At 66.3% G+C, this 21,910-nt stretch carries 17 protein-coding genes and 1 tRNA gene; 13 read left to right on the top strand and 5 right to left on the bottom strand.

The genetic code is table 11. The features are described from left to right. Position 1: 1 nt before the first annotated feature. Positions 2-1,231 (bottom strand): galactokinase, encoded by a 1,230-nt coding sequence (gene galK, locus AAGI46_04465; protein ID MEM1011457.1) that lies wholly within the window; start codon positions 1,229-1,231, stop codon positions 2-4. 75 nt (positions 1,232-1,306) lie between these two features. Between galK and tmk the strand changes: the two genes are divergently transcribed. The 13 genes from tmk (at position 1,307) to AAGI46_04400 (ending at position 15,479) form a co-directional block, all read left to right on the top strand. Continuing rightward, entirely contained in the window at positions 1,307-1,990 is a 684-nt protein-coding gene (gene tmk, locus AAGI46_04460; protein MEM1011456.1) for a dTMP kinase, read from the top strand. Positions 1,991-2,013: 23 nt separating this feature from the next. Beyond that, entirely contained in the window at positions 2,014-3,006 is a 993-nt protein-coding gene (locus AAGI46_04455; GenBank protein ID MEM1011455.1) for a M48 family metalloprotease, read from the top strand. Continuing rightward, a complete protein-coding gene (gene waaF, locus AAGI46_04450) occupies positions 3,003-4,043 on the top strand; it encodes a lipopolysaccharide heptosyltransferase II (GenBank protein MEM1011454.1) in 1,041 nt (346 codons plus the stop codon). Before AAGI46_04455 ends, waaF begins: the two co-directional genes overlap by 4 nt. Continuing rightward, complete coding sequence (locus tag AAGI46_04445; protein ID MEM1011453.1) at positions 4,040-4,588, top strand: CbiX/SirB N-terminal domain-containing protein; 549 nt, start codon at positions 4,040-4,042, stop codon at positions 4,586-4,588. Before waaF ends, AAGI46_04445 begins: the two co-directional genes overlap by 4 nt. 103 nt (positions 4,589-4,691) lie before the next feature. Next, a tRNA-Arg gene (locus AAGI46_04440) sits at positions 4,692-4,765 on the top strand. Between the two features lie 73 nt (positions 4,766-4,838). Beyond that, complete coding sequence (gene kdsB / locus AAGI46_04435) at positions 4,839-5,603, top strand: 3-deoxy-manno-octulosonate cytidylyltransferase (GenBank protein ID MEM1011452.1); 765 nt, start codon at positions 4,839-4,841, stop codon at positions 5,601-5,603. Positions 5,604-5,639: 36 nt separating this feature from the next. After that, positions 5,640-7,427 (top strand): CTP synthase, encoded by a 1,788-nt coding sequence (locus AAGI46_04430; GenBank protein ID MEM1011451.1) that lies wholly within the window; start codon positions 5,640-5,642, stop codon positions 7,425-7,427. 165 nt (positions 7,428-7,592) lie between these two features. After that, a complete protein-coding gene (locus tag AAGI46_04425; GenBank protein MEM1011450.1) occupies positions 7,593-10,253 on the top strand; it encodes a glycosyltransferase in 2,661 nt (886 codons plus the stop codon). A gap of 380 nt (positions 10,254-10,633) precedes the next feature. After that, positions 10,634-11,596, top strand: coding sequence for a PEP-CTERM sorting domain-containing protein (locus tag AAGI46_04420; GenBank protein MEM1011449.1), 963 nt, complete (start codon positions 10,634-10,636; stop codon positions 11,594-11,596). 130 nt (positions 11,597-11,726) lie between these two features. Continuing rightward, positions 11,727-13,271 carry an ATP-dependent Clp protease proteolytic subunit gene (locus tag AAGI46_04415; protein ID MEM1011448.1) on the top strand — a complete coding sequence of 515 codons (1,545 nt, stop codon included), beginning with the start codon at positions 11,727-11,729 and terminating at the stop codon, positions 13,269-13,271. A 78-nt stretch (positions 13,272-13,349) separates the two neighbouring features. After that, positions 13,350-13,865, top strand: coding sequence for a hypothetical protein (locus AAGI46_04410; protein MEM1011447.1), 516 nt, complete (start codon positions 13,350-13,352; stop codon positions 13,863-13,865). A 12-nt stretch (positions 13,866-13,877) separates the two neighbouring features. Continuing rightward, a complete protein-coding gene (gene floA / locus AAGI46_04405) occupies positions 13,878-14,879 on the top strand; it encodes a flotillin-like protein FloA (GenBank protein ID MEM1011446.1) in 1,002 nt (333 codons plus the stop codon). A gap of 6 nt (positions 14,880-14,885) precedes the next feature. After that, complete coding sequence (locus AAGI46_04400; GenBank protein MEM1011445.1) at positions 14,886-15,479, top strand: hypothetical protein; 594 nt, start codon at positions 14,886-14,888, stop codon at positions 15,477-15,479. 25 nt (positions 15,480-15,504) lie between these two features. Here the strand turns inward: AAGI46_04400 and AAGI46_04395 are convergent, their stop codons facing one another. The 4 genes from AAGI46_04395 to AAGI46_04380 are packed head-to-tail and all read right to left on the bottom strand — an operon-like array spanning position 15,505 to position 21,703. After that, positions 15,505-16,437 (bottom strand): glycosyltransferase, encoded by a 933-nt coding sequence (locus tag AAGI46_04395; GenBank protein ID MEM1011444.1) that lies wholly within the window; start codon positions 16,435-16,437, stop codon positions 15,505-15,507. Beyond that, entirely contained in the window at positions 16,434-17,702 is a 1,269-nt protein-coding gene (locus AAGI46_04390; GenBank protein MEM1011443.1) for an ABC transporter ATP-binding protein, read from the bottom strand. Before AAGI46_04390 ends, AAGI46_04395 begins: the two co-directional genes overlap by 4 nt. Continuing rightward, positions 17,692-18,591 (bottom strand): ABC transporter permease, encoded by a 900-nt coding sequence (locus tag AAGI46_04385; GenBank protein MEM1011442.1) that lies wholly within the window; start codon positions 18,589-18,591, stop codon positions 17,692-17,694. Before AAGI46_04385 ends, AAGI46_04390 begins: the two co-directional genes overlap by 11 nt. A gap of 16 nt (positions 18,592-18,607) precedes the next feature. Beyond that, positions 18,608-21,703: a glycosyltransferase family 9 protein gene (locus AAGI46_04380; protein ID MEM1011441.1), complete on the bottom strand. Its 3,096-nt coding sequence runs from the start codon at positions 21,701-21,703 to the stop codon at positions 18,608-18,610. Between the last annotated feature and the right edge of the window lie 207 nt (positions 21,704-21,910).

The following is a 21,910-nucleotide window of genomic DNA, read 5'->3' as shown; positions in this document are numbered from 1 at the left end:
CTCAGTCGACGACCTGGGCACCGACCGTCGCGGCGGTGACGAACGGCAGCGTGTCGACGCCGAACAGCTCTTTGGCCGCTTTGGCCAAGCCATCGCGGACGGCGTCGGCGGCGTCGGGATGGCAGAGGGTGACCGTGCACCCGCCGAAGCCGCCGCCGGTCATGCGGCTGCCGAAGACGCCGTCGATGCCGCGTGCCGCCTCCACAAGCCCGTCGAGTTCGGGCGTGCTGACCTCGTAGTCGTCGCGAAGGCTGGCATGGCTCTCGTACATCCGCTCGCCCGCCGACGCATAGTCGCCGCTGCGGAGGGCCTCGGCGAACGCCAGGCACCGCTCGTTCTCTGCGACGACGTGCCGGGCTCGGCGATAGAGAAGATCTCCCAGGGCGTCCTTGTTGGCCTCGACCTGATCGGTTGTCGCGTCGCGCAGGAACGGCACGCCGAGCTTGGCCGACGCCTGCTTGCACGACTCGACACGCTCGGCAAATCCGCCGTCCGTCAGTTCGTGCTCGACCTTCGAATCGCAGATCACCAAGGCGACGTGCTCCGACGGCAGCGGCACGTGCGTCGCCTCCAAGCTCCGGCAATCCAGCAGCATCGCGTGGTCCGCCATGCCCGAAGCGACGATCATCTGGTCCATGATGCCGCACGGCATACCGGCGTACTCCTGCTCGGCTCGCTGGCACATCAGAGCGACCTCGGCATCCGTCATCGTCCCGCCGGTGAGGTGCAGCATCGCCCGCGTCGTGCCGACCTCCAGCGCCGCGCTGCTGCTCAGCCCGGCGCCGACGGGCAGGCTCGACATCAGGTACAGCTCAGCCCCAACCAACAGCTCACCCCGCTCGCGGAGCAGTGCGACCGGGCCGCGGAGGTAGTTGGTCCACTTCGGCTCGCCGGTCTCGGTGTCGGTGGTGAACGTCGTCACGCTGCCGTCCGTGTCCTGGTCGCTGGCGACGCGGATCTGCTTGTCGTTGCGTCGGCGGAAGGCGAACGTGATCCGCGGCTCGATCGCCATCGGGAAGACAAAGCCCTCGGAGTAGTCCGTGTGCTCGCCGATGAGGTTGACCCGGCCTGGGGCACGGACGACGTGGATCGGGGCGTCGTTGAGCGGATTGCCGTCGCTGTCGTCCTCGCCGAAAACCCGCACGAAGGCATCGCGAAGACTGGCAAACTGCGGATCGTTGCCGCTGCCGGGCTTGGCGTAGCGGTCGGCGGGTTCGTGGACATCGGCCATGCGGCGGAGGTTACGCGGGCACCGCCAGATCGGTCGCCGGTTGACTTGTCGCCCGGCCGGCCCACGATCGTCGCGATGCCGGACCGCCACCCGCTCTCGGGCAAGTTCATCGTGCTCGACGGCGGCGAGGGTTGCGGCAAATCCACGCAGATGAAGCGGCTTCACGAGACGCTCACCAACGAAGGGGCGACCGTCGCCGCCGTACGAGATCCAGGCTCGACCGCCACCGGCGAACGCATTCGCGACCTGCTGCTCGATCCGCAAAGCCAGATCGGCATGCGGTGCGAGATGCTGCTCTACATGGCCGCCCGGGCGCAGCTCGTGCCGGAGACGATTCGGCCCGCGCTCGATCGCGGCGAGGTCGTCCTGGCAGACCGGTTCTTCAGCTCGACCCACGCTTACCAGCTCGGCGGCGACGGGTTGACGTTCGACGACATCGCCGACGTCGCCCGCGTTGCGACGGCCGGTTGCACGCCGGACCTGACGCTGATCCTCGACGTCCCGACCGACATCGCCCAGCAGCGGGTCGTGCCGAAGTACGTGCCGCTGTTCGAGGGAACCGAGGTGGCTGACAAGGACCGCATCGAGCGTCGCCCGACCGAGTACCACGCTGGCGTCAGGCAGAACTATCTCCAGTTGGCAAAACGCGAGCCCGATCGTCATGCGGTCATCGACGCGACGGGCGATCCAGACACGGTTGCGAAGTCGGTGTACGACACGCTGCTCGCCCGGCTGGCCGGCGCAGCCGTGTCGCGTTGAGCCGTTTGCCGTACGATCTGGGCATGCTTCGAGGAGTCTGCACCGTCTGTGTGACGCTGCTCGTCACGACGCTTGCCGGCTGCGTGAGCGATCAGCAGGTGATCGCCCAGGCCAACGACGTCCACACGCAATTGGAGCCGCAAGTCGTCACTGATCCGGAACTCGACGCCTACGTCCAAGCGGTAGGTGACAAGATCATTGCGGCAGCGCGAGGCATGTACGAGTCCGGCGAGCTTGAACAATTCGGTGTCGACGCGTCGGATTGGATGTTCGAGGACGTGCAGTTTCACATGGTCGCCAGCCCGGTCACCAACGCCTTCACCACCGGCGGCCGACACGTGTACATGTACACGGCACTCTTTGAGGGCTGTGCGACGGAAGACGCCTTTGCCGCGGTTGTGGGTCACGAGTTCGGGCACATCATCGGCCGGCACGTCCAGAACAAGATGAACACGCAGTACGGCCTGATGGCGGCAGCGGCGGGTGCCGGACTGCTTGGCGCTGTCTTGGCTGAAGACGGCAGTCGGACCGAGACGGCCGCGACAGTCGGCGGGCTCGCCCTCGTCGGCGGGCAGGTCGTCGGCCTCCAGTTCGGCCGCGACGCCGAACGCGAGGCGGACCGGCTGGGCTTCGAGTTCTACATCCGCGCCGGCTACGACCCGGACCAGTTCGATGACTTCTTCGCGGCGATGCTCGAACAGCAAGGCGGCGAGGCAGGCGGCCTGCAGGGGTTCCTCAGCAGCCACCCGCAGCTGTCCGAACGCATCGCCACCGCTCAGGGCTGGGCGGCCGAGGTCGACCGCTCGAGGCTCCAGCGGTATCAAGCCCCGCCGATCGCCGACGGCCGCGAGTTCGCGTCGCTTCAACAGCAGAGTCGGCCCTTGACGCAACAGGCGGCGGCCGCGTCGCGAAGTGGCTCGAACACGGCAGCGACGCAGGCGTTGGCGATTCTGCACTCGTTCCCGGCCTGCGTCGGCGGACTCTCCGACGGCGTCGTGCCAGAAGACCAGCAGTGACGCCCGCACCCGAGCGACTAGCAGTCATCCTGCCGACGTGGCTGGGCGACTGCATGATGGCCACGCCGCTGCTGCGGGCGCTGCGCAAAGGTCTGCCGGGAACATCAATCGTCGCCGTCGTCGGGCGTGGCAATGCCGTCGTCATGGAAGGCCTGGCGTCCGTCGACGAGGTCGTGCCGATCGACAAATCGAGCTGGCTGCGATCGGCGGCGACGCTGAAGTCGACGGGCTGCGACGCGGTGTTGCTCCTGCCCAACGCCTTTCGCTGGGCGGCCGTGGCCCGGCTGGCGGGCGTGCCGAGGCGAATCGGCTACGCGCGAGACGGCCGCAGTTGGTTGCTGACCGACGGTGTCAAGCCGGTGATGACCGGACGCTGGCCTCGGCGGACACACGCGATCGTCCCGGCGATTCGCCACTACCTCGGCCTGCTGACCGCGTTCAGATTGGAGCCCGACGGACGCCGAATGGACCTGGCCGTCACGCCCAATGACGACAAAGCCGCCGATGCCGTCTTCATCTCGGGCGGGATCGGCGACGAGCGGTTAGCCCTCTTCGTTCCGGGCGGGCGATACGGCTCAGCGAAGCTTTGGCCGACGAAGCACTTCGCCGACCTGTCGCACAAGCTGGTGGCCGACCGCTTTCGCGTGCTCGTCTCAACCGCACCGGGCGAGGAGGCCGTGGCTGAGGCGATCGCGGCAGACGGCGACGTCACGCTCCTCGCCAATCACGGGCTGTCGTTGTCAGCCGTCAAGGCAATTGTGGGGCGGTGCGATCTGGTCGTTTCCAACGACACCGGTGCCCGACATCTCGCCGTCGCCGCCGGCACTCCGACCGTCACGGTCTTCGGCCCGACGGATCCGCAGCGGACGACGCTCAACGCCCCGCGTGAGGTCGAGGTGTTCCTCGATCTCGACTGTCAGCCGTGCCAGCAGAAGCTGTGCCCACTGCCAGAGCCACAGACGCAGCGGTGCCTGCGCGACCTTTCACCGCAGACGGTGCACGAGGCGGCATTGCGACTGCTTAAAGTCGAGGCGTGACGGAAGGCCTCATTATCGTCGACCACGGCTCGCGTCGTCCCGAGAGCAACCAGATGCTCGAGGAGGTCGCCCGCCTCTTCGCCGACCGGCACCGCGACACCACGCCCGTCGTCGAGCCGGCCCACATGGAGCTGGCGATGCCCGACATCGCCGCCGCCTACGCCAAGTGCGTCGAGCGTGGGGCATCGCTCATCACGCTGGTGCCCTTCTTTCTGGCCAAAGGGAAGCACTGGATGAAGGACATCCCGTCGCTGACCAGTCAGGCGGCCGCGAAGCATCCCGGCACCAGCTACCGAATCGCCGAGCCGCTGCAGATCGACGATTTGATCCTCGACCTGCTCAAGAAGCGTGCCGACGCCGCCGGCGAGCAGCCGACTTTCGAGAGCGGGCAAGACGACCCACGCCTGGCCGGCGTGACTCCGAGCGACAGGCGCGTGCAGTGTGCCACCTGCCCGTTCCAGGTGACGGCAGCGGGTGTGATCGAGCTGAAGCCCGGGAAGGGCGTGACGCTGGAAGCGCTCGCGGCAAGGGTCCAGAAAGCCTGAAGGTGGAAGCTTGAAGAACCGGACGGGTGTCCTTACGCGGCCGTAGGCTTCTCGGGCCTTCAAGCTTCTGGCTTTGAGCTTCAAGCTTTCCGGCCTTCGCCCCGTGGCCGTAGCTCAATTGGATAGAGCAGCGGTCTTCTAAACCGCAGGTTGTGGGTTCGAGCCCCACCGGCCGCGCTTGGGCGAGTGATTGGCGCGCAGGGATGCGCCCAGCGCGATGATCAGCGACTCGTGGTACCCTCCGCGCCCGGTGCCGTCGCCGGAGCAAACGACAACCCGATCGCCGACCATTGTCATCCCGGCCCGGTTGGCGAGTGAGCGGTTCCCGCGCAAGGTCCTCGCGGACGAGACCGGCCGGCCGCTGGTGCAGCACGTGGTCGATCGCGTCTTGGACCTCGGCCGGGTGGTCGTGGCGGCGGACGATGAGGCCGTCGTTGAGGCATTGGAGCCGTTCGGGACGACCGTCCTGCTGACCTCACCCGCATGCCGGACCGGCACGGAGCGTGTCGCGGAGGCCGCCGAGAAGCTCGACCTGCCGGACGACGTTGTCGTCGTCAACGTCCAAGGGGACGAGCCGGAGATCGATCCCGACGTCGTCGCCCGGCTCGCAAGTCGGATGGCCGGGCACGACGAACCAGTCATGGGCACTGTCGTCGTGCCCTTCCCGCCTGACGCCGATCCGGCGAACCCAGCGCTCGTTAAGGTCGTCGTCGGCCAGGGCGATGTCGGGTGCCTCTGGTTCAGCCGGAGCCCGATTCCCTTCGCCCGCTCGGCCACGCCGGCTTATCGGCTGCACGTGGGCGTTTACGCGTACCGCGTCGGCTTCCTTCGCCAGATCGCTGCCACCCCGCCAACGCCGGCGGAACTTTCGGAGTCGCTGGAGCAGCTTCGGGCGCTCGAGACCGGCCATCGGATCGTTGGGGTCGAAGCGGCTGGTCATGCCGGGGGAATCGACACGCCCGAGCAATATGCCGCCTTTGTGAAGAAGTTACGCGCCTCCACCACCTCCTGCTGATAGCCTCGCCCGCCGCCGCCCTTTCGCTTTACTCCGATGAAGAACGCCGAAGAACTCCTCGCCAGCACCGGTCATACGCGCGACGAGACCGAGTTCTACACGCCCATGCCCGCCGGCTTCACCCGCGGCAAACACAAGTTCGTCATCGTCATGGGCACCGTCATCAGCGGGCTCGGCAAAGGCATCTTCGCCTCCAGCCTCGCCAAGCTGATGCAGGACAAGGGCCTCAAGGTCGCGCCCATCAAGTGCGAGGGCTACCTCAACCTCGACTCCGGCACGCTCAACCCCTTCCGCCACGGCGAGGTCTTCGTCCTGGACGACGGGCAGGAAACCGACATGGACCTCGGCACCTACGAGCGTCTGCTCGGCCAGGACCTGTCCAAGCTCAACTTCACGACCAACGGCCAGATCCTGTCGTCGGTAATGAAGAAGGAGCGCAACGGCGGCTATCTCGGGCGCGACGTTCAGGTCATCCCGCACGTCGTGGGCGAAGTGAAGCTCAAGCTCCGCGAACTCGCCGCCAAGAGCGACGCCGACGTCGTCTTCGTCGAGATCGGCGGGACGGTGGGCGACTACGAGAACTCGTTCTACCTCGAGGCCTGCCGTCAGCTCGCGTACGAGGAAGGGCCCGAAAGCGTCTGCTTCGTCGCCCTGACTTACATCCTTCAGCCCGACGCTCTCGGCGAGCAGAAGTCCAAGGCGGCCCAGCTGGGCATCAAGCGACTGATGGAAGTCGGCATCCAGCCGCAGCTCGTCGCCTGTCGTGCCACCGACGAGGTCAGCGAAAAGGTTCGGCAGAAGATCAGCATGTACACGAACGTCCCGATGCAGCGGGTCTTCAGCATGCACGACGTCGAGAGCGTCTATCTGATCCCTGAAGCCCTCCGCGGGGCAGGCCTGGATCGCGAGGTCATGACGCTGCTCGACCTGCACAGCCGCGCCAATCAGCTTCACGAGGACGAGGCCCGCGACAAGTGGCGTGGCTTTGTCCGTCGCATCCAGCAGCCACGCGAGAAGCACGTAACGCTCGCCATCACCGGCAAGTACACGGCGATGCGGGACGCCTACGCCAGTATCCTCAAGAGCGTCGAGCACGCCGGCGTCGCGTGCGGCGTGGAGGTCGCGCTCAAGAGCGTCGAGACGACCAACCTCACCGACGCAAACGTCGCCAAGGAGCTCGAAGGCGTCGACGGCATCATCGTCCCAGGCGGCTTCGGTGCCCGTGGGTCAGAGGGCAAGATCGCCTGCGTCAAACACGCCCGTGAGACCGGCTTGCCGTACCTGGGCATCTGCTTCGGCTTCCAGATGGCCGTCATCGAGTACGCCCGCAACGTCTGCGGCATCGAGGACGCCAACTCCACCGAGTTCGACCCTGGTTGCGCGAACCCGGTCATCGACATCCTGCCCGAGCAGAAGCAGATCGAAGGCCTTGGCGGGAACATGCGACTCGGCGGCAAGGACGTCGAGATCCGTCCGCAAACCATCGCCAGCGAGCTCTTCGCCGACGAGCTCGAACGCGGGCCGTACGTTCGCCTGCGGTTCCGGCACCGGTACGAGGTCGACCCGCGGTTCATCGATCAGCTCGAAGAAGGTGGCCTGATCTTCAGCGGCAAGCACCCGCAGCAGCCGATCATGCAAGTCCTCGAGCTGCCGGCGGACGTCCATCCATTCTTCGTTGGCACGCAGGCGCACCCGGAGATGTCGAGCCGCCCGCTGGAGCCAAGCCCGCTCTTCGTCGGGCTCGTGAAAGCCGCCCTCGCCCGCAGCGGCGGTCGCCCGAGGCCCGACGTTCCGGACACCTCGGCGACGCACATGACCGTGTGAACGCCGGCGTCTGTCAGCATCTTGTAAGGCAACCATGATTTGTGCGTTAGTTGTTGCCAGATCAGGGGAAGCAGGTTGTTGTCGCCGGTCGTGGCGTGATAGTCTCTCATAGCAGCAGCCGGTACTCGTACGCCGAACGCAACGGCCTGCTTTTCATACGACCTCATGGCCCATCGCCTCAGCGACCGCCTCCCATCCGACTCGGCCGACTCGTTTGGTCTGACCGGCTTCGTCGACACGCTCGGCGACGTCGCCAAGCTCGCCGATGCCGCCATGCCGCAGCATCACGGCCTGCGCGTCGACCTGCACTGCCATAGCGACGCCTCCAACAAGACCGGCGAGGCCGCGCTGAATATGATCGGGTGCCCGGAGTCCTACTCCCGGCCAGGCGACGTCCACGCCCAGGCCATGCGCCGGGGCATGGACTTCGTCACCATCACCGACCACGACACGATCGAAGGTGTCGAGTCGATCCGCCCGCACATGAGCAACGTGCTCGTCGGCGAGGAACTCACCTGCTGGTTCCCGGAGGACGGGTGCAAGATGCACGTCCTCGTCTACGGACACACGCGTCAGCAGCACGACGACCTGCAGAAGCTCGCCCGCAACCTCTACGACGTCGCCGACTACTTCGAGCAAAACCGCCTCGCGCACAGCGTCGCCCACCCGATCTACCGGCAGAACGACAAGCTCGAACGCTGGCACCTCGAACGCCTGCTGCTGCTCTTCAAGAGCTTCGAGTGCCTCAACGGTGCCCACAGCAGTCTGCACCGCGACGCCTTCGAGCCGCTGCTGGACAAGCTCGACGCTGCCGAGATCGATCGCCTCAGCCAGGTCCACGGCCTGCGTCCACGCTGGCCCGAGCCGTGGAACAAGGGCCGCACCGCAGGCAGTGACGATCACGGCCTGCTCAACATCGGCCGCACCTGGACCGAGCTGCCCGACGACGTCGTCACGCCTGACGACGTCATCGAAGCCATTCGCCAGGGCCGGACCCGTCCCGGCGGCGAGGCGGGCTCGAGCCTGAAACTCGCCCACACGTTCTGGGGCGTCGCTGTCCGCTACTACACGCGGTCGATGCTCGACAAGAACGGCAACTCCGCCAACCTGCCCGCTGCGCTGCTGCAGGCGCTCGTCGGCGAGCGGACCAAGCCCGGCAAGCTGCAGCTGGCCATGCTCGTCGCCAAGGGCAAGGTCAAGAAGTTCCGTAAGAAGCTCCGCCAACGATTCCTCCCGAGCACGCTCCCGCCGGAGATCAAGACCAGCGGGCTCATCAAGGACCTGTTCGTCGACAGCGTCCGACGACGTCTGCCCGAGCACCCCGAACTGGTCGCCGAGCTCGACCGCGGCCTGCCGCCGCTGGGCATGCACGACGAGATGATGGCCTTCGTGCACAGCGTCAACCGCGACGTCGCCGGCGGCATCGCCAACGCCTTCCAGAACGGCATCGACCGCGCATCACTCACGGGCATCTTCGACGCCGTCGGCGCGGCACTCGCCCACCAGTTCGTCCTGTCGCCGTACTACTTCGCCCTGTTCCACCAGAACAAGGAGCGACGCCTGCTCCCGGCGATCACTCGGCAGGACGTCCGTCGCCGCGGCGATCGCCTGAAGGTCGCCCTCTTCACTGACACGTTCGACGACGTCAACGGCGTTGCCCGGTTCATCCGCGACATGGGCACCCTCGCCGCCGACTCCGGCCGAACGCTCACCGTGATGACGAGCGTGCCGACAGAAGACGTCCGCTACGGCAGCGACGTCGCCCCGTTTCGTCGCAACTTCGAGCCGCTCGTCAGCCGGCCGATGCCGCTGTACGACGAGCTGAAGGTCAACATTCCGCCGATCCTCGAGGTACTCGACCTGTGCGACCGTGAGCAGTTCGACGCGATCCACGTCAGCACGCCCGGCCCGATGGGTCTGCTCGGCCTGACCGCCGCCGCGATGCTCCGCGTGCCAGTGCTTGCGACGTACCACACCGACTTCCCGGCGTATGTCGAGAAGCTCACCGGCGACCATCGCCAGGCTGGGAACGTGGCCAACTACATGCGGTGGTTCTACAAGGTGCCCAAGGCCGTCTTCAGCCGCAGCAGCGCGTACAAGTTCAAGCTGACCGACCTCGGCGTCGCCGAAGACCGCATCGAAACCATCCGGCCCGGCATCGACCTCTCCAAGTTCACGCCCGACGCCCGCGACCCTGAAGCTCTTGCCAAGGTCGGCGTCGACGTCCAGAAGACCCCGCACGTCCTGATCTACGCCGGCCGGGTCAGCGTCGAGAAGAACCTGCCCCTGCTGGCCGAGGCCTACGCCTCGCTGTGCGAGCGACGCGACGACGTCGCCCTCGTCGTCGTCGGTGACGGCCCGTATCGCGAGACGATGATGGCTCGCCTCGCCGGCCTGCCCGCCGTCTTCCCCGGCTTCTGCGACGACCAGACTTTGCCCGCGCTCTACGCGACCAGCGATCTCTTCGTCTTCCCCAGCCGCACCGACACGCTGGGCCAAGTCGTCATGGAAGCCCAGGCTTCGGGCCTGCCCTGTCTCGTCAGCCCGGAAGGCGGGCCGAAAGAGACCATCGTCGACAAGGAGACGGGTCTTGTGCTCCCCGCCCGCGACGCCAGCCACGCCGCCGCCTGGGTCGAGGCGATCTCGCGACTGGTCGACGACCCGACGGAGCTGGCCCGCATGCGTTCGGCCAGCCTCGCCCGCTCCGGCCGGTTCAGCATCCGCCAGAGCTTCGACGCCTTCTGGTCTGCCCACATGCGCATCGGCGATCCACCTCGCCCCGACGCCGCGAACGTCCCGGCTCCGCTGCCCACGGGCGCTGTTTGACGACAGTCTGTGATCGCGTGGCAATGCCGCGTCACAATCGACGGTGGCGTAGCGGTTAGACGGTGTCGGAGACTTGGGCGGTTCCGGCGAGACGCACCACCTGAGGATCGTGGGCGGAGGACGTTTGCGGACCGGATTCACCCCCGCAAATTTTCCGCCTTCCCCGGAGCCGGCAACGGGTTAGATTACTTCTATAAGAGGTCGCCAAGCGAGTGGACTGGCGGCCGACACGCGTGATGCACGCCTGGACGACGATTGTTCCACTCCGCCGCGATGGGGATCGTCGCTTCACACTTGGAGTTGCGAGGCGTTCGTCACACATGCTTTGGCCGGCGTGGCCGATGCGGATCTCACGAGTTTCCTCCTAGGGAGAATCAAAAATGCGTTTTGCTTCCATCTCGGCCGTCACGGCCGCCGCCTGCTTCGTCACGGCTCCTTCTGTTGAAGCTGCTTTCATGGTCGAGGCTCGCTCCGGCGGCAAGGCCTCTGCCAACTACGCTTTCACCGGTGCCGGCGGCGACGCCGCCAGTGAGTCCAGCGCGGGTGTCGGTTTCGCTCCCGGCGTGACGCCAGGTCTCGGCTCCATCTTCGGCGGCAACGCGACCAACGGCGACCCCGACCAGTACACCTTCAGCTACACGCCCGCCCTCGACGCCGACAACACGACGTACGGCGTCGGTCAGGTGCTCAACAGCTTCTGGAATCCGGACGGCCTCGACGAGGACGAGCCGCTGACAGCCACGGGTCTGACGGGCGGCGTTGCTGGCCTCTATAACGTCTACGTCGTTTGGCCACAGACCGGCAACGTCGACACAACGCCCACGACCTTCGTGGCTTCCGGTGACGAAGGCGATGCGACCTACGTTGTCGATGATCAAAACTTCTCCGGCACCACCGACACCGGCTCGGGCATTGGCCTGTGGGAGATCATCGGCCAAGTCGCCATCACCGACCCGCTGGCGACTTACACGGTCACCCAGACCAGCGGCGACAACCCAGGCTTCGTCTCGATGCGCGGCTACGGCGTTTTCTGGGAATTCGTCGAGGATCTGCCGACCGGTGGCCTGCCGGGCGATGCCAACGGTGACGGCACCGTCGACCTGGCCGACTTCGGCATCCTGCGCAGCGAGTTCGGCTCGATGGGCGACATGCTCCTGGCCGATTTCAACGGCGACATGACCGTTGACCTCGCCGACTTCGGCATTCTGCGTGCCAACTTCGGCACCAGCATCCCGTCCGACATCGCCGCCCTGGACGCGTGGGCCGCCTCGATTCCGGAGCCGGCCACGTTCGGCATGTTCGCCGCCGCCGGCACGCTCCTGCTCGGACGTCGACGCCGGTAAATCGACGCAAAACAACCGCAACGCCGTGCTGGGCTACCTTGGCCCACACGGCGTTTTTCATTCATTCGCTTTGCCCTCTGGCTGCCGATTTGAACGCAACCAACCCCGCCGCATCGGGTACCATTCTGTGATGCGAGTCCCTCTCGCCTATCTCGTCGCGGGCGTTGCGATGTTGATCGCCGCGTCGGTCGCTTTTGCGCAGACGACGCGGCCGGCCACAATGCCAGCCGAAGGTGCGGAAGTCGAGGGTGGCAAGACCGCTGCCGTGATCATCGCCGACGGCATGGTCGACAACTTCTTCCGCGATGGCATTCTGCGACGTCTCCAAATGGCCGAGGCCGAAGGCGTCGACGCGGTCATCCTGAGCATCAACACCTACGGCGGGCTCGTCACCGCTGGACTCGAGACCAGCCGGGCGATCAAGCAGAGCCCGCTGCCGATCTACGCCTACGTCGATGACAAGGCGATCAGTGCGGGCTCAATGATCGCGTTGTCGGCCAAGGCGATCGCGATGGAGCCGGCGAGTCAGATCGGCGACTCGGGCGTCATCGCGATGGGCCAGCCGCTCGAAGGCACCGAGCGGGCCAAAGCAGAGAGTCCCGTTCTAGCTGACTTTGACGACTCGGCGCGTCGCAACGGCTATGACCCGCTGCTGGCGCGGTCGTTCGTACGGACCGACGTCGTCGTCTACGCCTTGCAGCCGACCGATGGAGGTGAGATCCGCTTCGTCGATGGCGACGAGTACGAGACACTCATCTCCGACGACGGCGGCTTCGTGGACGTGCCCGATGTGCCCGTGCCATTGGACGACGAGGAGTCACTGCTGACGCTCGGAGACGACGCGTCGGCCAGAATCGGTCTGTCACTCGGCACCTACGACACCGCGACCGCCTTCGCCGAATCGCTGGGCTACACCGTCGTCGCGACCTACTCGCCTTCGGGTGGTGAACGGGCGATCGGGTTCCTGTCGAGCTTTGCCGTGCGTGGGCTCCTCACGACGGTGTTGCTCCTGAGCATCTACGCCTCGTTCAACGCACCCGGCACCGGCGTGCCGGAGGTGATCGCGATCTGCACGCTGGGCGTGTTGTTCGGCGTGCCGTTCCTGACGGGCTTTGCGGAGTGGTACGAGGTCGCACTGTTCCTGGTGGGGCTCGGCCTGCTGGCGGTGGAGGTCTTTCTGTTGCCGGGCTTTGGCATGTTTGGTGGGACGGGGTTGGTGCTGATCATCACGGGTCTGGGATTGTCGTTCGTCGGGCCGATCTACGTGCCGGACATGCCGGTCGGCTTTGGCGTCGATTGGGGCCGATTCGGCGAGGCGACGCTGATGTTGCTCATCTGCGTTGCGGTGAGCCTGTTCCTGTGGATGTGGCTCGCGCGGTTCCTGCCGTCGCTGCCGTTCGGGAACGACCTGCTGCTCAAAGACGAACCGCCGACCCCGGAGGAAGAGGCGCGTCGTCTCGACTGGCCGACCGTCGGCTCCGTCGGCACGGCCGTCAGCGACCTTCGCCCGGGCGGCGTCGCGCGGTTTGCTATCACCGAGGCCCCCGGCGACACGACCACCGCCGACGTCGTCAGCGACCGCGGCTTCGTCGCCGCCGGCGCCGAGCTTTCCGTCGTCGAAGTGGCGGGCAGTCGGGTGGTGGTGAGACCGACGACCAGAAGGGAGGAAGGCTGAGGGAGAAGGGAGGAAGGCCAGAAGGCAGAGTCCACCTCTGACCCTTCTCCCTTCTCCCTCATCCTTTCGCCCTTCGCCATGGAACCTTGGCTTCTCATCGTCCTGCTCTGCATCGGCGCAGCCGTCTTGATTTTCGGCGACCTGTTCATTCCCAGTGGCGGGATCATGAGCGTCGTCGGCGTCGGGATGTTGCTGACCGTCGTGGCGGTTTGCTTCACGATCAACCGTTGGCTCGGGCTCGCGGTCCTCTTCGGGTTGACGGTGGCGTCGCCGTTCGTTGTCAGTGGGATGATCAGAGCGTGGAAACGCACGCCCGTCGGCAAAGCGATGCTGCTCAACGAAGCCGATGCCCACGGCAAGCTGCCCAGCCAAGTCGTCCGAGTCGGCTCCGTCGGGCGAACGCTCTCCGCCCTTCGGCCGATGGGCGAGGCCGAGTTCCGGCTCGCTGAGGTGATCACGACGGTTGAGGCCAAGAGCGACTTCGGCGACCTGCCACCGGGAACCGACGTGCGCGTCGTCCACTTCAAAGACAACGTCGCGACCGTTCGTCCCGTCGACACCGCTCCCACCGCCGAGCCACCCGCGACCTCCTAGTCTTCTATCAGCATGCCGAACTACGTCATCTACGGCCTGATCGCGATTATCGCGCTGGTCTTGCTGGTCTTCTTCGCTGTCATCAGCCAGTTCATCGGGCTCTGGATCAGAGCGTTCTTCTCGAACGTCCGCGTCAGCATCTTCGACCTCGTCGGCGTCCAGCTCCGCAAGATCCCGCCGGCGACGATCGTCAACGCCCGCATTCAGGCGACGCGGGCCGGCCTGGAGATCTCGCAGAGCCAGATGGAGACGCACATCCTGGCCGGCGGCGATTTGATCCGCGTGATCCGCTCGATGATCGCTGCCGACAAGGCGAACATCGATCTGCCGTGGGACACCTCGACGGCCATCGACCTGGCTGGTCGCGACGTGCTGGCGGCCATTCAGACGAGCGTCGACCCGAAGGTGATCGACGTGCCGAGCCGCGAGATGGGCGTCACCACGCTCGACGCCGTCGCCGCCGACGGCATTCAGCTCAAGGTCAAAGCCCGCGTCACGGTCCGCACGAACATCAAGCGACTCGTCGGCGGTGCGACCGAAGAAACCATTGTCGCCCGCGTCGGCGAGGGCATCGTGTCGTCCATCGGCTCGGCCGACGATCACCGCGCGGTGCTCAAGAACCCGGACGTCATCTCCAAGAGCGTGCTCTCGAAGGGTCTGGACGCGAACACCGCATTCGAGATTCTGTCGATCGACATCGCCGACGTGAGCGTGGGCGAGAACATCGGCGCGAAGATCATGACCGACCAGGCCGAGGCCGACAAGAAGCGTGCCCAGGCCGAGGCCGAGAAGCGGCGTGCCTTGGCCGTCGCGCTCGAGCAGGAGAACGTGGCCAAGGTCGCCGAGAACCGGGCACTGGTCGTGCTCGCCGAGGCCGAGGTGCCGCGTGCGATGGCCGAGGCCTTCCGCAGCGGGAACCTGGGCGTAATGGACTACTTCAAGATGCAGAACGTCCAGGCCGACACGCAGATGCGCGAGGCCGTCGCCGATCGCGACGACAACCCCCGCAACTAGACCGTCATGTCGCTCTTGCCCTTCCTGCCCCTCGCCGAGGTCGACATCGGCCGCTTCATCGGAGCAGCAGTGGTGCTGCTGTCGGTGGTGGCGTGGATCTTCGGTCAGATCCAGGCCGCCCGTGGCAAGAAGCGCGGCGGTGCAGACGAAAGCAATGGGCTGTCGGAGGAAGAGCAGCAGCGCGAGCTTGAAGAGGCTCTGCGTGCACGCCTTCGCGAGCTGTCACCGGAAGATCGCCGCGAGGCCGTCGAGATGCTTCGGCAACAGGGCGTTCCCGAGTACGTCCTTCGCGACGAGCCACCCGCCCCGCCGCCGCCACCGCCACCGCCGTCCGCACCGCCTCGACCCGCCCCGGCACCGAGGCCGCAACCCGTCGCACGCCCTCGGCCTGTGCCGATGGCAGAACCGGTCGTCACGGGACCCGCCCGTGTAGCGACGCCACCAGCCAAGCCGCCCCGCGATCGGAGTCGGCAGTTAACCGCTGCCCGCTTAGGCCGGAATCTTGGTAAAAAAGAACAGTTCTTGAACGTGCTCGTCGCATCGGAGCTGCTCGGTCCGCCCGTGTCGCTCAGAGAGCCTGGGCGTGAGCGGATGCTTTGAGGAGCGCGACCGCAAGCCCACGGCCCTACACCGTGGGCTTTTGTTTTGGTCGAATGCCCAGGCGATTGAGCAGATGTGGCTTCCACCACTCCTGTCGCCAGCGGACGCGCGTGTCGAGATGCGCCGCGTAGCGCTGGGCCTCGAGGCTCGTCGCCAGGTCACCGCGTAACCGGGCGGCGTGGCTGAGCTGCATCAGGTTGTGGAGGAAGTACGCCCTGCCGCTTTCGCGGCGTTCCGTGCGGACTGCCGGGTCGTCGCTCGGGTGTTTGTCGATCACCTGCTGATGGCCGACGAAGTGACGCAGGATGTTGCCACTGTGATTGCCGGGGTGAACGCGGTAGTGCAGGGCGACGCGCGGGTCGTAGTGAAACGGGCCCTGCTCGCTCAATCGGATGTAGAGCTCCCAGTCGTCGCTGCCCCAGATCGTCTCGTCATAGCCGCCGACCGCCGCAAGGGCTGAGCGTCGGATGAGCGTCTGGCCCGGCGTGGCGATCCAGCACCCGACGAGGAAGTCGCGATGGCAGTCACCCGTCGGCCGGCGGTAGTTCTCACGCGGAGCCACAGACACCGGCTTGTCGTCTGCATCGATGCGATCGTCCTCCCCGTAGACCAGGACAAGGCCCGGATCGTGTCGCATCGCCTCGACCTGCCATTGCAGTTTGTCAGGTGTGAACAGATCGTCGTCGTCGAGCATCGCGACGAACTCGCCTTGGGCGAGCGAGATGCCCTTGTTTCGTGCGCTGCCCTGACCGCCGTTCTTCTGGCGGACGAGGCGGACGCGGTCTCCGAACGGCTCGACGGCACCGGCCGTGTCATCGGGCGAGCCGTCGTCGACGACGATGATCTCGGTCGACTCGTCGAATGTCTGATCGAGCACCGACTGAATCGTCCGCGGCAGGAACTGCGCGTGCCCGTACGCCGGGATGACAACGCTGACGATCGGGTCGCTGCCGGTCATGCGGCGTTGGCAGAGGGTGAGGCCGACGGTTCACGCACGCTTGTCTCGACGGGCCACCACAGCAGCGAGCCGTCGCGCGGGTATGGCTTGCCGGCATCGAAGAGGTCGCGTTCCGTCAGCTCGAATCGCAGGACTTCGGGCAGCCGATGCGTGTCACGATCGGCGTCACCGAGATAAATCGAGACGGCGTAGTCGCCACCGGTCAGGGGAATGGGGCCAAAGTCGTAGCGGATCGTGCCGCGCTGCCGCGGCGTCTGCAGTGAGTCGGCCGGGGCGTAGCGGCTGGACGTGTGCAGCACGGAGACGCCGTCACCGTTGGCGATGATGACGCCCAGCGACGGCCGGATCGCGCGATCTGCCTCGAAGTCGACTTCGATCGACATTGGCGTCCCGGCGTCGATCTGCACGGCGGGTCTTCCGTCGGCGAGGAGTCGGACTTCCGTCGCAATCGGCCTGTCCGCGCCAGGCGACACCGTCGGCCGGACGATCGCCTCCGACTCGGCAGGCAGAAACGCCCGCGCGTACGCCTGGGCTACCTCGTCGACGGGTCCATCCATCGCGACCTGCCCCTGCTGCATCAGCACCGCACGCGTACAGAGCGAGCGGACGGCCGCGATCTGGTGGCTGACGAAGAGCACCGTCCGCCCTCCGCCGGCCGCGTCTTTCATCTTGCCGAGGCACTTCTTCTGGAACAGCACGTCGCCGACCGCAAGCACCTCGTCGACGACCAGCACCTCGGGCTCCAGGTGCGCCGCGACGCTGAAGGCGAGGCGGACGAACATGCCGCTGGAGTAGCGTTTCACCGGCGTGTCGAGGAACTTTTCCACGCCGCTGAAGTCGACGATCTCGTCGAACTTGTCCCGGATGCGTTGCCGGCTCATGCCGAGGATTGAGCCGTTGAGAAAGATGTTCTCCCGGCCGGTCAGCTCCGGATGGAAGCCGGTACCGACCTCCAGCAGACTGCCGACTCGGCCCCACAGGTCGATGGTGCCGGTGGTCGGCTCGGTGATGCGGCTGAGCAGCTTGAGCATCGTGCTCTTGCCGGCCCCGTTGCGCCCGATGAGCCCGACGACCTCCCCGCGTCGGACGTCGAGGTTCACGTCGCGCACGGCCCAGAAGTCCTTGTGGCCGGAGCGTCTGCCGAGGGGATCGCGAAGGCGGGACTTGAGGAACGTGCCGACACCTTCGCTGGCCGTTGCGCCGAGGCGGTAGCGTTTGCCGACGCCTTTGCAGGAGATGGCCAGATCGCTCGCGTCAGATGACATCGGCCAGCCTTCCTTCGACCCGGCGGAACAGGATCGAGCCGACGACGAACACGACGATCGCAACGGCTGCCGACGCTGCGAATGCGGGCCAGTGGACCATGCCGATGCCCGTGAGCGACCAGCGGTACGCCGCGATCAAACCACTAAGCGGATTGAGAAGGATCACCCATCCGTCGTCGCGACTCAACGGCAGGCTCAGGTCGTAGAAGACCGGCGACGCGTAGAGCAGCAGCTGCAGCGCCACCGGCACGACGTGCTTGAAGTCGCGAAAGTGACTCGACAGCGCCGCGACAACCATCCCGAAGCCGCTGGCGAGCATCACGCTCAGCAGCGTCACCACCGGCCACATCAACAGGTGCAGACCCGGCACCGGCGTGAGGACGTCGGGGTTGCTCGCGAAGATCAGCCCGCACGCCATCCAGACCACCGCGACCAACCCGAGCATGATCGCGTGGTCGAACAGAACGCTCAGCGTCGCCGCCAGCGGCAGGAGCAATCGCGGGAAGTAGATCTTGCTGACCAAATGCTGGTTCGTCAGCAGGCTCTGGCCTGATCGGTCGAGCGTGTCGCGAAAGACGGTGAACCCGACGAATCCCGCCAGGACGAAGAGAATCGACGGCGCGTTGCCGGGCGTCTCCAGCTGCAGGAAGCCGCGGATGTACGTGAAGATCGCCGCTGCTACGAGTGGCGGGAAGACCGCCCAAATCAGGCCCAGTGCCGTCTGCTTGTACCGCAGCTTGAGGTCGCGGCCGGCCAGCGTTGCGAGGAGCTCGCGATAGTGCCAGATCTCACGCAGGTCGGGCATCGGCCAACGCTTCGCCGCCGCCAGTCGCACGTGCCGCTGCTCGGACACGTCGGGCAATGCGGAAGTGGGAGCGGCGTTCGTCACGGCACGAAGGTCAGAATCAGACCGGTTGGACGGACGCCACAGAAGCCCTGTCCTGTCGGAATCGACCGTCCGACACGGGTGACTTTAGAGCCGACACCCGCTCAGGAGGCACCGCCGGCTTCCCGGGCAACGGTTGGGCGAGGAGTCGTTCGAGCATGCCTCGCGAGAACAGCCACGGCAGCCCGATGCCCTGCCGTCGCCATCCGTCCAGCACCACCGCGGTCGGCAGCGGTTCGTCGACGTCGACCACCTCGTCATACGGCCCGCGGAGCATCGTCGACATGAGTCGGCCGACGAAGTCCGGCTGGTGCTGATCGCCAGGGCCGACAAGCACGAATGCGTCGGCGTCCGTGGTCGCCAGAATCGTGCTCCATGTTTGCCATGCCGCAGCAGCCGTGCCGACCGGAAGCTCCGCCTCGACGATTTTGGCGTCCGTCGAAATCGAACCCAACTCATCCGGCCGGGCGACAAGGACCACATCGAGCTTCGGGTATCGCTGCTGCCGAGCACGATCCCAAGCTGTTGTCACCGTGCCCGCCTTCCCGCCGGGACAGCCAAGAAACGCCGCATCTGTCGTCGTGACCCACGCAACCTTCGGCACGTCCACGCCTGCCGCGAGCAGTTCGTCGTAGCCGAGTCGCTCGACGTCGCGAACGACCTGTCCGTCGCCTTCGCGACCCTCATGCAAGAGCCGGCGAACATGGCTCGCGACGCGCCCTGCCGGAATGCTGCGGAGCGACAACAGCCATCGATCCTCGTCCCGATTGTGCGGCGTCCCCGGCGTGTCGTTCCGCACAATGACCGCCGGCGATCGTCCCGACGGATACGGCCCCCAGCGGCGATCGTTCTCTGGCCCGACCACAGCGACCAGCGGCACGCCTCGCGCGCGGGCGACGTGCATGACGCCCGTGTCATTCGAGACCAGGCACTGGCAGCCGTCGTAGAAGCCGATCAGGCCACTCAAGCTACCTGCCTCGAACGCATCGATGACGCGGCCACGCACGTCCTCGCCGACGGTCGCAAGCACCTTGTCAATGAGATCACGCTCGCCCGGCCCGGCACCCGTCAGTGCGACCTTCAACCCCGGCCGTTCCCGGAGGAGCGTCGACGCGAGCACGGCGAAATGCTTGGCCGGCCAACGTCGGCTCGGTCGCTTGCTTCCTGGGTGCAACGCGATCACATCGTCGTCGACAGTCAGACCAACGGCCTGTCGAAATGCGTCCGTCTCTGCTGCCAACGCACGCTCATTTAGCGCAAGCCCGGGCACACGATCGTCACCGATGATCCGCCCAGTGATGGACTCGACGAGGTTCAGGTTGTTGTCGGCTTCGTGCAGCGTCGGATCGAGTACCACGAGCCGGTCAACATACTTCTGCAGCGGGTGGCCGTCGTAGAGGCCGATGCGAATCGGAGCGCCGCTGAAGACGGCCTCGGGCAAGTTGAAATACCACGCACCGCCGACCGTCAGGTCGAAACCGCGCTTGAGCAGCGCCCAGACGCCCGCATAGCGACGCAGCCTGCCCTGGTTGAAAAAGCCCAGCTCGATGACCTCGTCGACCCCGGGCATCGATTCCAGCAGCACCTTGGCTGACCCACTCGTGCCCACGGCAACGACGATCCGTGCGCCGGGAAACGCACTCCGCAACGCCCGCAGAGTCGGACCGAAGACCACTGTGTCGCCGAGATGCCCATTGCGAACGACGAGAATGCGGCGGACGGGATCGCGGCGACCACGCACCAGCCCGCCGAGCCGCCGACCCACGTACGAGAGCCGGCCAACCATCCGCGTTGTGCGGTAGAGCAGCTTTTGCTGTGCGGACAAATCCAGCTGCTCGTAGTTGCCGCTGACCAACCGCACGCTTCGGTCCTTCGGGTCCAGGCGCGGCTGCACGTGTCGCGAACGCCGGCCCGGCCGCCAGTTTCGGGGCTCTGGAAGCCCGTCTCGAATCCGACGCTCGCGTGCGCATGCCGTTGCTTCGCGAAGCCGTCTCTCGAGCTCGTCGGTGCGACGCTGCCAACTGGCGTCCGCCGCAACGCGCCGACGTTCCTCGACCTGAGCCTCGGGAGCAGCGAGCGCTCGATCCACAGCAGCGATGAAGTCGTCGTGGGACTCACAGACAAAGGCCGCATCGCGCACGGAGTTGAGCCCCGGCAATGCCGTCGCCACCACTGGCAAGTCGGCGGCGAGGTACTCGTACGCCTTGAGCGGGTTGCAGGCCCGCGTCAGGTCGCTTTGGACGTACGGCACGAGTCCGACGTCGAGCACCTTGTACAAGCCGGGCAATTCCGCGTAGGGCACCTTGCCGGTCGTGAAGACGTTGGGCAGCGCGAGCAGCGACGACAGATCGGTTCCCGCCTTGACCGGACCGGCCAGAACGATCGCGACGTCCGGCTGCTCGGTGGCGAGACGTTGGATCAGCGGCTGATCCAGACGCTCGTCGATCTGCCCGAGAAATCCGATCGTCCCACGCCGCCGGGACTGCTTCGCTTCCAGCTCCGCTGCCACCGCATGCGGCACTGCGGCCGACCGGACCGCCGGCGAGAAGTCGTCGGTCTCGACGCCGTTCTCCTGCAGGTAGACGCGGTCGTGGACCTCGCGAAATCGCTCGACGAGGCTTGGCGAGACGCCCAGCGCGACCTCCGACTCGTCGAGTGCCAGTCGCTCCTGTCGCTTCTGCGCCTCCACCGCTTCGGGCGACATGTTGCCAAAGGCGGCGTTGTCGTCGAACGCGAGATAGACCTTGCCCGACGCATCGAGCCGGCTGCCGAGCCATCGCGACGCGGGCCACGAACACAGGACTAGCGGCGCCCAACAACCGACCCGCTCGGCCATGCTCCGAACGACGAACGGCGGCAGCAGCGTCGTGATCGGCCTGGGTAGCTTCGGCAGCGGCATGGACAGCACGTCCAGACCGTCGTCGATCGAACGCAACCCTGTCCCACTCCACGCCGGCCAGATGTTCGATGGCGTCGCGGCCGACTGCGGCAGTCCGCCGTCGATCGGGTCGACGTAGAGCACGCGATGCCCGCGACGCGCCAGTCGCGTCAGCAGTTGCTGCTTGGCCGTCCAGTTGACGTGCCATGCTTGTTGTCCGAGGCAGACGATGTTCATGGAGTCTGGCGGAAGTGCGTTGCCGCATGATCCTCATCGGCGAAATTGCCGCAAGACGGCTTCACCCGTCATCGATCTTTGCCGAGCCGACGTAGAACGTGTCAGTGCCCGCCAGCACCTCCAACCCGCCTGCGCCGCCGCTTCGCTACGCCCGCACCAGCCGGCAGGTGGTGGGCGGGCTCTCGTCCGTGCCCGGGGAACTGCTTC

This window comes from Planctomycetota bacterium (assembly GCA_038746835.1).
Taxonomy (GTDB): domain Bacteria; phylum Planctomycetota; class Phycisphaerae; order Tepidisphaerales; family Tepidisphaeraceae; genus JBCDKH01.
This window is presented reverse-complemented; position numbering and strand designations above follow the sequence as displayed.

Coding starts and splice junctions, on each gene's coding strand:
- AAGI46_04410 (MEM1011447.1), top strand. CDS start 13,350: ATGGAACCTTGGCTTCTCATCGTCCTGCTCTGCATCGGCGCAGCCGTC.
- AAGI46_04395 (MEM1011444.1), bottom strand. CDS start 16,437: ATGACCGGCAGCGACCCGATCGTCAGCGTTGTCATCCCGGCGTACGGG.
- tmk (MEM1011456.1), top strand. CDS start 1,307: ATGCCGGACCGCCACCCGCTCTCGGGCAAGTTCATCGTGCTCGACGGC.
- galK (MEM1011457.1), bottom strand. CDS start 1,231: ATGGCCGATGTCCACGAACCCGCCGACCGCTACGCCAAGCCCGGCAGC.
- AAGI46_04415 (MEM1011448.1), top strand. CDS start 11,727: ATGCGAGTCCCTCTCGCCTATCTCGTCGCGGGCGTTGCGATGTTGATC.
- floA (MEM1011446.1), top strand. CDS start 13,878: ATGCCGAACTACGTCATCTACGGCCTGATCGCGATTATCGCGCTGGTC.
- AAGI46_04380 (MEM1011441.1), bottom strand. CDS start 21,703: ATGAACATCGTCTGCCTCGGACAACAAGCATGGCACGTCAACTGGACG.
- AAGI46_04420 (MEM1011449.1), top strand. CDS start 10,634: ATGCGTTTTGCTTCCATCTCGGCCGTCACGGCCGCCGCCTGCTTCGTC.
- AAGI46_04430 (MEM1011451.1), top strand. CDS start 5,640: ATGAAGAACGCCGAAGAACTCCTCGCCAGCACCGGTCATACGCGCGAC.
- AAGI46_04425 (MEM1011450.1), top strand. CDS start 7,593: ATGGCCCATCGCCTCAGCGACCGCCTCCCATCCGACTCGGCCGACTCG.
- AAGI46_04455 (MEM1011455.1), top strand. CDS start 2,014: ATGCTTCGAGGAGTCTGCACCGTCTGTGTGACGCTGCTCGTCACGACG.
- AAGI46_04400 (MEM1011445.1), top strand. CDS start 14,886: ATGTCGCTCTTGCCCTTCCTGCCCCTCGCCGAGGTCGACATCGGCCGC.
- AAGI46_04390 (MEM1011443.1), bottom strand. CDS start 17,702: ATGTCATCTGACGCGAGCGATCTGGCCATCTCCTGCAAAGGCGTCGGC.